Below are 10,761 nucleotides of genomic sequence, written 5' to 3'. Positions count from 1 at the left end.
GGTCTCGACACGCCGCTGCGCGGCTACTCGACCACCGAGGTCACGAGGTGAAGCGCTGGCGGAGGTCGAGTTTGCGCACCTTGCCCGATGCGGTGCGCGGGAGTTCGTCGACCACGACCACGTTCTTGGGGATCTTGTAGCGTGCGATGCGACCGTTCAGGTACTCCGCCAGGCGCTCGGTGCTGAGCTCGGCCCCGTGGCGCAGGGTCACGACGGCCCACGGCGTCTCGCCCCAGCGCTCGTCGGGGATGCCGATCACGGCGGCCCCGGTCACCTCGTCGAGTCCGAGGATGAGGTCTTCGACCTCGGCGGGGTAGATGTTCTCTCCGCCCGAGATGATCATGTCCTTGAGCCGGTCGGCGACGAACAGGTAGCCCTCGTCGTCGAACGAGCCGAGGTCACCGGTGCGGAACCAGCCGTCGGCCGTGAACGCCTCCGCCGTGGCCGCCGGGTTGCCGTGATACCCGGGGGTGACGTTCGGCCCCCGTACCTGGATCTCGCCGATCTCGCCGGGTTCGAGCGACTCACCGTTCTCATCGACGACCCGCACCTCGGTGAAGAAGTGCGGCTGCCCGGCGGAGCCCATCTTGGCGCGCGTGCGCGTCGCCGGCAGGTAGGTCGCCCCAGGGGATGTCTCGGTCATGCCGTAGCCCTGCGAGAACGAGAGGCCGCGCGCCTCGAAGGCTTCGAGCACCCGGGTCGGCACCGGCGACCCGCCGCAGGTCAGCTTCCCCAGGGTCGAGAGGTCGGTCGATGCCCAGTCGGGATGCTCTGCCATGAACTGGTAGGTCGTCGGCACGCCGCTGAGCATCGTGACGCCGTGCTGCTCGATGAGCCGCAGCGCGCGGCCGGCGTCGAACGCCCGCTCGAGCACGACGGTCGCCCCCTTGAGCATCACCGGCAGCAGCCCCATTCCCAGCGACGCCGCGTGGAACAACGGCGAGATGATGAGCGCGACATCCGTCGAGACGATGTCGACGTCGACGAGGGTGTTGAGGCTGTTCCAGGTGAGGTTGCCGTGGGTGAGCACCGCGCCCTTGGGCCGGCCCGTGGTCCCCGACGTGTAGAGGATCGCGGCGGGGTCATCGAGCCCGACCCCCGGCGTCTCGGGTGCCGGCTCGACGGCGGCGAGCGCGGCATCCGCTTCGGCCCCCACCGCGATCCGCGGCAGGTCTCCGGCCGCCTCCGTCGCGACGGTCGCACACTTGTCATCGTGCACGAGCAGCTTCGTCCCGCTGTCGGTGAGAATGTGCGCGACCTCCGGTGCCGCGAGCCGGGTGTTCACCGGCACGAAGACGACACCGACCCGGGCGGCACCGAACAGCACCTCGACGAACGCCGGTTGGTTCTCGCCGAGGAACGCGATGCGATCGCCTCTGCCGATGCCGCGCGCGGTGAACACCGCGGCCCAGCGCGCGGCACGGTCGCCGAGCTCGCCGTAAGTCATGGTCATGGTCTCGCCCTCGCCATAGACGAGGGCGACGGCGTCCGCCGAGGTGGCGGCGCGCGTGGTCAGCCAGGCGCCGATTCCGCGGTTCTGCAAGGGATCCCTCCTCGTCGAGGTGCGCGTTTCGTCAGCGAAGTTCAGGCGTAGAAACGGTACAGTCCGCGCGCGACGACGGCCGGCTTGGTTCCGCCCTCGACCTCGATCGTCTGGTCGACGGTGAGCTGGTAGCCACCCGCGACCTCTTCGACCTCGGCGATGACGCCCTTCATGCGGATGCGCGCGCCCACGGGCACGGGCGCCGGGAAGCGCACCTTGTCGAGGCCGTAGTTGACCCGCGTCGAGACGCCGGTCACGTCGAAGAGCTCACTCCAGAACGGGATGGCAAGCGACAGGGTGAGGAAGCCGTGCGCGATCGGGCCGCCGAACGGGCCGTCCTTGGCCTTCACCGGGTCGACGTGGATCCACTGGTGGTCGTCGGCGGCGTCGGCGAAGGTGTTGACCCGCTCCTGGGTGATCTCGCGGTACTCCGAATAGCCGAGGTCGCGCCCCGCGGCGGTGCCGAGTTCGCTGTAGTCGAGGGTGATGGTCATGGTGCTCTCCTTGATGTGGGGTAGTGGTGAGTCAGCGGAAGGCGCTCAGGCCGGTGATCCCCCGGCCGACGATGAGCGTGTTGATGTCGTGGGTGCCTTCGTAGGAGTAGACGGCTTCGGCGTCGGCGAAGAACCGGGCGACCCGGTGCTCGAGCAGGATTCCGTTGCCCCCGGCGACCTCACGGCCGAGGGCGACGGTCTCGCGCAGCCGCGACGCGGTGAAGAGTTTGGCGAGCGCAGAGTCTTCGTCGGTCGACGCGCCGGTCGCTTGACGCTGGGTGAGGCGCACGACCAGGGCGAGGGATGCCGTGAGGTTGGCGAGCATCGTCGCGAGCTTGTCCTGCACGAGCTGGAACGCGCCGATCGGCCGGCCGAACTGCTGCCGACCACGCACGTAGTCGGTGGCGGCCTCGAAGGCACCGGCCTGAGCCCCGACCGCGATCCAGCCGACATCCGCGCGCATCGCGCCGAGCATGCGGGCGACGTCGGCGAAGGTGGCCACCCGCGCGAGTCGCGTCGCATCGGGCACCCGCACTCCGGAGAGACGAATGTCGGAGTTCTGCACGATGCGCAGCGCCGTCTTGCCCGTCATCGTCGTGAGCGTCACGCCCGGCGCATCGCGGGGCACGAGGAACGCGCCGACGCCGTCTGCGTCGTCGGTGCGGGCGAAGACGACGATGACGTCGGCCGACACCGCGCCGCCGATCCAGCGCTTGCGGCCGTCGATGATCCAGTCGTCGCCGTCGCGACGTGCGGTGGTCTCGAGCCCGCGGGCGATGTCGGAGCCGTGGTCGGGTTCAGTGAGCGCGAAGGCCCCCCGCAAGTCGAAGCTGCGGATGCGGGGCGCGAGTTCGGCGACCTGCGCCTCCGACCCGCCGAGTTCGACACTCGTACGGAACAGCCCCGACTGACCGTTGTAGAAGGTCGCGACCGAGACGTCGGTGCGCGCCAGTTCGAAATTGCGGAAGCCCCGGTAGAGCGCGTGGTCGGCATCCGTCTCGCCGCCGAACTCCGGAGGGTCCATCAGCCGCAGGCCGGCGAGCGGCGCGACGATCTGCTCGGGGAAGGTGCCGCTCTCCCAGTGATCCGCGAGGAGCGGCTCGACTTCGGCGGCCAGCACCGCACGCAGCCGCGCGATCGCCGCGCGTTCGGCGTCATCGAGCAACTCGGTGAAGCCGTACGGGTCGTGGCCGGGGGTCACGGTTACAGGCCCAGCAGCCGGATCGCGTTGTCGCGCAGGATCTTGCGGGTCACGGCATCGTCGAACCCGTGCGTCGCGAAGTCGTCGCGCCAGCGCGTGGGATGCAGCATCGGGAAGTCGGAGCCGAACAGCACCCGGTCTTGCAGGTAGGTGCGGGCGGCCCGCACGAGGTTCTCGGGGAAGTACTTCGGCGACCAGCCGGAGAGGTCGATCCAGACGTTCGACTTGTGGGTCGCGATCGAGATGGCTTCGTCTTGCCACGGCACCGACGGATGCGCGAACACGATGTCGAGGTCGGGAAAGTCGGCGGCGACGCCATCCAGCACCATCGGGTTCGAGTACCCCAGGCGGAAGCCGCCTCCGCCGCGCGTGCCGGCTCCGATGCCGCTCTGGCCGGTGTGCACGAGCATCGGCACGCCGAGGCGGGCGAACTCGGCGTACAGCGGATAGTAGGTCTCGTCCGACGGGTCGAAGCCCTGCACCGTCGGATGCAGCTTGAAACCCCGCACCCCGCTGTCTTCGACCAGACGCCGCGCGAGCTCGACGGCATCCGCTCCCGTGCGCGGGTCGACCGACCCGAACGGGATCAGTACGTCGGCGTTGCGGGCGGCCCCGCGCGCGATCTCGGCGCTGTCGAGCGGCTGATGCGCGAGCTGGGTGCGCGCATCCACGGTGAAGACGACCGCCGCCATCTTGAGATCGCGATACAGGTCGGCGATGCCGTCGAGCGTCGGGCGCGTGTCGGACTTGAAGTACTTCGACGCGGCCTCGGCGAGCGCAGGCGGCAGCGACGCGTGGCCCTCATCGTCGATCTCGATGTGCACGTGCACGTCCAGCGCCTCGAGCTGATCGACCTCGAGTCGCGGCTCGTACTTCGCGGTGGCCACGGGTCAGGAGGCCGCGGGCTCGCGGCGCAGCTCGTCGGGCAGCGGCGGGAACGACTCGCCGACGCTCTGCAGCTTGTCGCCGAAGGTCGCGGCGAACCCGTCGACCAGGGCGTCGTAGGTCCAGCCGCCGTCGCGGTACTCGGTCGCGACGGGCTCGGGGTGGCTCCACACCTGGATCCGGTCGCCGCCGACACCGATCGCCTGGCCGGTCACGCCGGCGGCGGCATCGGAGCCGAGGAACGCGATCAGACCGGCGACATCGTCGGCGGTGCCGAAGCCGAGGCCGTGCCGGAAGAACGCCGGCATCGGCTCGCCCGCGGCATCCGCTTCGACGGCTGCCGCGAAGTAGGGAACTGTCGCGGTCATCGCGGTCGCGGCGACGGGGATGACGGTGTTGACGGTCACCTCGGCCTTCTTCAGCTCCATCGCCCAGGTGCGCACCATGCCGACGATGCCGGCCTTCGCGGCCGCGTAGTTGGTCTGGCCGAAGTTGCCGCGCTGGCCGGTGGGCGACCCGATGCAGATGATGCGCCCGCCGTGCCCGGCCTCGCGGAAGTAGGTGGCTGCGGCACGCGCGCAGGTGAAGGTGCCGCGCAGGTGCACGGCGATGACCTTGTCGAAGTCGTCGTCGCTCATCTTCCACAGCACGGTGTCACGCAGGATGCCGGCGTTGGTGACGAGGATGTCGAGGCGCCCGAAGTTGTCGACCGCGGCGGCGACGAGGGCGTCGGCCGTCTCTGCGCTGCCGACCGGCGCGACGACGGCGACGGCCTTTCCGTCGTCGGCGGTGATCGTCGCGACCGCCGCCTCAGCGGCGGCGGCATCCACATCGTTGACGACGACCGACGCGCCCTGCCGGGCGAGTTCGCGTGCGTAAGCCAGGCCGAGACCTTGCCCGCTTCCGGTGACGATGGCGACTTTGCCAGCGAGTGACACGATGGAGCTCCTCTATTCATGACATGCGTTGGTACATCATGCATAGCTAATGTCATGCATGTCAATGGCGCGTTATGCGACGAGGCGCACCCAGTCGGCGACCGCTCGACGCTCGACCAACGGCGCCGAGGCAGGATCGACGCTCGCGACGACAGCCCGCACTCGCTCGGTGGCGAGATCGCCCAGGGCTTCGTGCGTCTCCAGGAAGAGATCGCGAGCGTGCTCCCGCGGCCAGTCCGCGGGCAGCAGCGTCGCCGGGAGATTCGGGTCGCCGCTCGACAGGTCGAGCCAAGCTTCGAGCAGCCGGGTGCGCTGCACCAGGGCACTCGCGGGCGACGCGTCGGCGTGGGTGAGCAGTTCGCGGGCGCGGGTCGTCTGCTCGATGACGTCGTGATATTCGCTCGCGAGCTGGTCGAGATTCCAGGCATTCTGGGGCTGCCGCGTCGGCGAGACCGACTCCGCCACCGAGGCCTGCAGAGCGGTCGCCTCGACACCGAGCGCCGCGAGTTCACGCAGCGCATCCTCATGCCGGTCGTGCGGGCAGATCCACACCTCGTCGTACAACGGGGCGAAGCCGAGCCAACCGAGCCGGTTGCGTGCCGCGGCCCGCAACGACCGCCCATTCTCGGGAATGCTGAACGCGACGACGCTCCACACGCCCGACCACTCGTCGGTCGCGCCACCGAACTCGACGATGCGGCGACTCGCAGCGGTGAGGATCTGCTGGGTGCGCGGGCTCGTGCGGTAGGCGGTCGTGCGACCGGTCTTCGACGACCTCAGCAGGCTGCGCTTGACCATCCGGCTCAGAGCGGCCCGGGCGGCGGCGTCGTTGACGCCGAAGTCGCCGAGCAGAGTGACCAGGGCGGCCGAGGGAAAACCGCCCGAGGACTCGAGCCAGTAGTCACCGAACAGCATCAGCAGCAGGCTCGGCGGAGATCCGCGCCGGGTTCCCGTGACTCGCAGGCCGCGCGCTCTGCGCAGGTCGGGGTCATCACCGTCGCTGGTCATACGCGACATTGTGACATGGCGCCTTTCGCCGACGATTGACATTCACGACATTCCGGTTTCAGATTGGTAGCGCTAGTGTCATGCATATCACCGACCGGCACTGCGAGACGGTCGGTCCACCACCCAGCATCTCGCCTTCAATGAAGAAGAAAGGTTCTGCCATGAAACGCAGCACATTCCTCGGCGGCGTGGCTTTCGCCGTCGCCATCGCCCTCGCCGGCTGCACCGACACCGGCGCACCGTCTGAACCCACCGACGCCGGGCCCGGCGAGACCTACCAGGTGCGCGTCGCCGCCCTCCCGATCGCCGAGACCGGCGCGATCTGGGCCGCTCTTGAGGCGGGAATCTTCGACGAGTACGGCATCGAGCTCGAGATCCTCCCCGCCCAGGGCGGCGCGCAGGCGATCCCGGCACTCGTCGCCGGCGATATCGACTTCGCGATCGGCCAGCCGATGGGGCCGTTCCGCGCCTCGCTCGGCGGCGAAGAGGTGCGCATCCTCAGCAACTACGCCAACAGCCTCGCCGACGGCGACCGCGACGTGAACTCGGTTGTCGCGAGCGCGGCGAGCGGCGTCACGTCGTGGGCCGACCTGGCGGGCAAGACCGTCGCGGTCAACAGCCTCGGCGCCGCCGGTGATCTCACCATCCGCGCGGCGGTCGACGCCGACGGCGGCGACGCCAGCACGATCGAGTTCGTGGCGGTCGCCTTCCCCGACGTGCCCGCGCAGATCGAAGCCGGCACGATCGACGCCGCCTGGGTTCCGGACCCGTTCCGCGGCATGGTCGTCGGCGCCGGTGGCACCGACCTCGGTGGCCCCTACCAGGCGGCCGTTCCCGGCCTCACGGTGCTGACCAACTTCACCCTGCAGAGCGTGATCGACGAGCAGCCGGAGATGGTCGCGGCGTGGACCGAGGCCCTCGCCGCCGCGCTCGAGTTCGCTGCCGGGAATGAGGATGCCGTGCGGGCCGCGATCGCAACCAACCTCGACATCCCCGAGGAGGCTGCGGCAGGAATCGTGTTGCCGGAGTTCACCGCCGACCTGAGCAACGCGGGTCTGGAAGACCTCGTCGCGTTGGCGATCGAGTACGCGTACTTCGAGACCGAGCCCGACCTGGGCACGATCGTCGTTCAGTAACGCCTGATCGGTGGTCCGGGGTCGCCAGATCCCGGACCACCGATGCAACCGGAGGTTTCGCGCGATGAAGCGACGACTACAACCCGTGCTGCTGGGTCTACTCGGCATCCTGGGCTTTCTCACCCTGTGGCAGCTCGCCGCCACGGTCGGCTGGGTGAACGGCAAGTACGTGCCGCCGCCGACCGAGGTGTTCGCAGCCCTGGGGCGGATGACTCTCGACCTGCACTACTGGCGCACGATCGGCAACACGCTCCTCACGTGGGCGATCGGGCTCGGCATCGCCGGCGTCGCCGCTCTCGTGCTCGGCACCGTGATCGGACTGATCCCCTTCCTTCGGGTTTCCACTCGCTCGACGGTCGAGTTCCTTCGCCCGATCCCCTCCGTCGCGATCATCCCGCTCGCGATCCTGCTGTTCGGCATCGACCGCGAGGCCTCGCTCGTCATTGTCGTCTTCGCGACGTTCTGGCAGATCTTCATCCAGGTGCTCTATGGCGTGGCCGACGTCGACCCGGTCGCGCGCGACACGCAGCGCAGCTTCGGCCTCTCGGCGCCGTCGCGCTTCGTGCACCTCGTGCTGCCGACCGCGCTGCCCTACATCATGACCGGCATCCGCCTCGGCGCGACCGTCGCGCTCATCCTCACCGTCACGGGCGAGCTCATCATCGGCGTCGAGGGCATCGGGCGCCTCCTCGTGCAGCGCGGAACCGCTGCCGACTACGCGGGGGTCTACGCACTCGTCGTGACGGCCGGACTTCTCGCCCTCGTCATCAATATGGTCGTGCGCATCGTCGAACGGCGCGTGCTGGCCTGGCACCAATCGGTGCGAGCGGAAGTCGTGCTGTGAGCGCCCCCGCCGTGACCCGCCGCCTGCTTCCGGCGTCTGCGACGCGCCGCCTGCCCCGCTGGCTCGACGGACTGCTCGAAGCAATCGGGCTGCCCCTCGTGCTTTTGGGCCTCTGGGCGCTCTCCGCGCTCATCGCCCCCAACCGCCGGTTCCCCGCCCCGTGGACCATCGCCGACGCGTTCGTGAAGACCTGGGTGGGTGACGCCTTCTTCGTCGACGTCGTGCCAAGTGTCTACCGGTTACTCGTCGGCCTGGCGCTCGCGATCGTGATCGGCATCGCCCTCGGCATCCTGGTCGGCTCGTTACGTTGGCTGCGGCAACTCGTCGAGCCGGTGTTCGAGTTCTTCCGAGCCATCCCACCGCCGATGCTCGTACCGCTGCTCGCCATCACTCTCGGCATCGGCGACACGGCGAAGATCGTCGTGATCGTCGCCGGCACGGTCTGGCCGATCCTGCTGAACACCGTCGAGGGTGTCCGCTCCGTCGACGCCGTGCAGCGAGAGACGGCGACGTCCTACCAGCTCTCCCCTCTGCAGCGCGTGCGGTACATCACTCTGCCGAGCGCCGCCCCGCAGATCATGGCCGGCATCCGGCAGTCACTGTCGATCGGCATCATCCTCATGGTGATCTCCGAGATGACGAACGCTTCGTCGGGGCTCGGCTACCGCATCACGTTCTTCCAGCAGAACTTCCAGATCCCCGAGATGTGGAGCGGAATCATCCTGCTCGGGTTCATCGGCATCGCGCTCGCGGTGCTGTTCCAGATCGCCGAGCATTTCGTGCTCGGGTGGTATCGCGGCCTGAAGGAGACCGAACGTGCCTGACCAGACCCCCTCCTCTCCCGCAATGCTGCGGGTCGACGGCCTGAAGAAGTCGTACGGCGACTTCGAGACGCTGCGCGACATCTCATTCACCGCGAAACAGGGCGAGCTGGTGTGCATCGTCGGCCCCTCCGGCTGCGGCAAGACGACGCTGCTGAAGTCCATCGCGGGGCTCCTCGCACCGAGCGGCGGCATCGTCGAGCTCGACGGCGAGCCGGTCACCGGGCCCCCGAAGAAGATGGCGGTGGTCTTTCAGGAATACGGCCGCAGCCTGATGCCGTGGATGACGGTGCGGCGCAACGTGGAACTTCCGCTGTTGCGCACCACCCCCAAGGACGAACGTCGCAAACTCGTCGATGACGTTCTGGAAACCGTCGGACTCGGCGCCGCGGGCGACAAGTTCCCCTGGCAGCTCTCCGGCGGCATGCAGCAGCGCGTCGCGATCGCCCGAGCGGTCGCCTACAGCCCGGAGGTGCTCATCATGGACGAGCCCTTCGCCGCCGTCGATGCGCAGACGCGCGCCGATCTCGAAGATCTCGTGCGCTACATCTGGGCAAAGTTCGGGGTCACCGTGCTCTTCGTGACGCACGACATCGATGAGTCCGTGTACCTCGGCCAGCGCGTCATCGTGCTGTCGATGACCCCGACGGTCATCCAGGAAGATCTCACGATCGACCTCCCCGACGAGCGCGACCAGCTCACCACCCGGGCACTCCCGCGGTTCACCGAGCTGCGCACGCACGTGTACGCGCAGATCCAGAAGGCGAAGCGCGACCACGAGCAACGACCCGAACCCTCGGTGGTTGAGTAGCCCGCGAAGCGGGCGTGTCGAAACCACCACCTACCGAGAGCCGAGTACCGCATGTCGATTCTGTCCCGCCCCAAGGTCGCCGCGACCGTAGCCAAGGTGCTACAAGGCGCCGCCGGTGCCGCGATGGAGCGGGCCATCAAGCCGCGCGAGCGGTTCCCCGAATACCCGGGTCGCACCGAGGAGCTGACCGTGCCGACCTCGGTGGTCCCGGCCGGAGTCACCGTCTATCGGCCCGAGTCGAGCGACCCGTTGCCCGCCGTACACGTCAACTTCCACGGCGGTGGATACGTGATGCGCGGTGCCGTTCTCGACGACCCACTGTGTCGCACGATCGCGGCCCTCGCCGGGGTCGTCGTCGTCAACGTCGACTACGTCGTTGCGCCGCAACATCACTTTCCCGACCTGCCGCACCAGGCCTACGACGTCGTCGCCTGGGTCGCAGCGAACGGCGCCGAGCACGGCTGGGACGCGTCCCGACTCACCATCGGCGGGCAGAGCGCCGGAGGCGCGCTCGCCGCTGCAGTAGCGCGGCTGGCGCTCGAGAACGGCACGCCGGCGATCGCTCTGCAGGTACTGCACTACCCGCCACTCGATCTCACGGTGCCCGCGGGCACCAAGCACTCGACGATCGCCAAGCCCGCCCTGAAGCCGTGGATGGGCGAGGTCTTCGACAGCGCCTATGTGCCTGACGCAGCGCAGCGCAACGACCGGCTCGTGTCGCCCGCGGGTTCCGCCGACACGGCCGACATCACCGGAATCGCTCCGGCCGTGGTGCTGACTGCGGAACACGACATCCTGCGGGCCGAGGGCGAGCGCTACGCCGAGCGTCTGCGTGCCGCCGGGGCGCTCGTCGAGTACGTCGAGATCGCCGGCGTCGATCACGGTTACGACGCCCAAGACGTCGAGCGGGCCCGCGAGGTCTACCCGAAGATCGCCGCATTCATCGCCGCCGCGACGAAGAAGGCGACGCCCCAGAAGGGCTGACCTTGCCGTGGGTTGAGTAGCGCCCGCCGCAGGCGGACGCGTATCGAAACCACACCTCCAAATAACCCGCTGGTGTGGTCTCGACACGCGCCCTGC

General features: G+C 68.9%; 11 protein-coding genes. 5 read left to right on the top strand and 6 right to left on the bottom strand.

Annotation, left to right across the window (positions count from 1 at the left end; genetic code table 11):
- Window positions 1-40 precede the first annotated feature (40 nt).
- The 6 genes from WBL06_RS10955 to WBL06_RS10930 all read right to left on the bottom strand — a co-directional run bounded on the left by WBL06_RS10955 (window position 41) and on the right by WBL06_RS10930 (window position 6,069).
- On the bottom strand, window positions 41-1,543 hold the full coding sequence (locus tag WBL06_RS10955; RefSeq protein ID WP_424456037.1) for an acyl-CoA synthetase: 1,503 nt from the start codon (window positions 1,541-1,543) through the stop codon (window positions 41-43).
- Window positions 1,544-1,584: 41 nt separating this feature from the next.
- The gene (locus WBL06_RS10950) at window positions 1,585-2,037 is read right to left on the bottom strand and encodes a MaoC family dehydratase (RefSeq protein ID WP_424456036.1); all 453 of its coding nucleotides are present in this window, start codon (window positions 2,035-2,037) and stop codon (window positions 1,585-1,587) included.
- A gap of 31 nt (window positions 2,038-2,068) precedes the next feature.
- Window positions 2,069-3,238 (bottom strand): acyl-CoA dehydrogenase family protein, encoded by a 1,170-nt coding sequence (locus WBL06_RS10945; RefSeq protein WP_424456035.1) that lies wholly within the window; start codon window positions 3,236-3,238, stop codon window positions 2,069-2,071.
- 2 nt (window positions 3,239-3,240) lie between these two features.
- On the bottom strand, window positions 3,241-4,125 hold the full coding sequence (locus WBL06_RS10940; RefSeq protein ID WP_424456034.1) for an amidohydrolase family protein: 885 nt from the start codon (window positions 4,123-4,125) through the stop codon (window positions 3,241-3,243).
- Between the two features lie 3 nt (window positions 4,126-4,128).
- On the bottom strand, window positions 4,129-5,061 hold the full coding sequence (locus tag WBL06_RS10935) for an SDR family NAD(P)-dependent oxidoreductase (RefSeq protein WP_424456033.1): 933 nt from the start codon (window positions 5,059-5,061) through the stop codon (window positions 4,129-4,131).
- A gap of 72 nt (window positions 5,062-5,133) precedes the next feature.
- A complete protein-coding gene (locus WBL06_RS10930; RefSeq protein ID WP_424456032.1) occupies window positions 5,134-6,069 on the bottom strand; it encodes a PaaX family transcriptional regulator C-terminal domain-containing protein in 936 nt (311 codons plus the stop codon).
- 161 nt (window positions 6,070-6,230) lie between these two features.
- Between WBL06_RS10930 and WBL06_RS10925 the strand changes: the two genes are divergently transcribed.
- The 5 genes from WBL06_RS10925 (at window position 6,231) to WBL06_RS10905 (ending at window position 10,665) form a co-directional block, all read left to right on the top strand.
- The gene (locus WBL06_RS10925; RefSeq protein WP_424456031.1) at window positions 6,231-7,205 is read left to right on the top strand and encodes an ABC transporter substrate-binding protein; all 975 of its coding nucleotides are present in this window, start codon (window positions 6,231-6,233) and stop codon (window positions 7,203-7,205) included.
- Window positions 7,206-7,269: 64 nt separating this feature from the next.
- On the top strand, window positions 7,270-8,049 hold the full coding sequence (locus WBL06_RS10920; RefSeq protein ID WP_424456030.1) for an ABC transporter permease: 780 nt from the start codon (window positions 7,270-7,272) through the stop codon (window positions 8,047-8,049).
- Window positions 8,046-8,873 (top strand): ABC transporter permease, encoded by an 828-nt coding sequence (locus WBL06_RS10915; protein ID WP_424456029.1) that lies wholly within the window; start codon window positions 8,046-8,048, stop codon window positions 8,871-8,873. Before WBL06_RS10920 ends, WBL06_RS10915 begins: the two co-directional genes overlap by 4 nt.
- A 22-nt stretch (window positions 8,874-8,895) precedes the next feature.
- Window positions 8,896-9,681 (top strand): ABC transporter ATP-binding protein, encoded by a 786-nt coding sequence (locus tag WBL06_RS10910; protein WP_424456038.1) that lies wholly within the window; start codon window positions 8,896-8,898, stop codon window positions 9,679-9,681.
- A 51-nt stretch (window positions 9,682-9,732) separates the two neighbouring features.
- Complete coding sequence (locus WBL06_RS10905; RefSeq protein ID WP_424456028.1) at window positions 9,733-10,665, top strand: alpha/beta hydrolase fold domain-containing protein; 933 nt, start codon at window positions 9,733-9,735, stop codon at window positions 10,663-10,665.
- Window positions 10,666-10,761: the final 96 nt, after the last annotated feature.

This window comes from Pseudolysinimonas sp. (assembly GCF_049651805.1).
Taxonomy (GTDB): Bacteria; Actinomycetota; Actinomycetes; order Actinomycetales; family Microbacteriaceae; genus Pseudolysinimonas_A.
The sequence above is the reverse complement of the archived record's forward strand: the minus strand, read 5'-3'. Positions and strand labels throughout refer to the sequence as shown.